This is a genomic window from Elioraea sp. Yellowstone (genome assembly GCF_006704265.1).
Taxonomy (GTDB): domain Bacteria; phylum Pseudomonadota; class Alphaproteobacteria; order Acetobacterales; family Acetobacteraceae; genus Elioraea.
On the sequence record NZ_VIKA01000345.1, the window covers coordinates 1 to 432 of the forward strand.

The 432-nt window shown below is 76.6% G+C and carries 1 protein-coding gene; it reads left to right on the forward strand.

Annotation, left to right across the window (positions count from 1 at the left end; genetic code table 11):
* Positions 1 to 432: acetate--CoA ligase family protein (locus FK498_RS19060; RefSeq protein ID WP_202614951.1), on the forward strand; the 432-nt coding region annotated here is incomplete at both ends.

The following is a 432-nucleotide window of genomic DNA, read 5'->3' on the forward strand; positions in this document are numbered from 1 at the left end:
GCGCTCGCCGCGGCGGCCGGGCCGGTGCTGGACGAGGCCGAGGCGCGCGCGGTGCTCGGCGCCCTGGGCGTGCCGATCGGCGCGGCCGTGCTGGTCGCCGACGCCGAGCAGGCACGCATGATCGTGCCGCGTCTCGGCTTTCCGGTCGCGTTGAAGGCGGTCTCCGCCGCCCTGCCGCACAAGACCGAGGCGGGCGCGGTCGCGCTCGGCCTCGCCGATGCCGAGGCGCTGATCGCCGCACTCTCCGCCATGGCCGCGCGGCTTGCGGGCATGCCGCTGCGCGGCTTCCTGGTGGCGCCGATGGAGGAGGGCGCAGGCGAGGCGCTGCTCGGCTTCCGGCGCGACCCGCAGGCGGGGCCAGGAAGGCAAGCAGTCGTTCACCGAAGCCCGCTGCGGCCTCTTCCAGCAACGGCCAAGCAGCAGGAGCGCGGG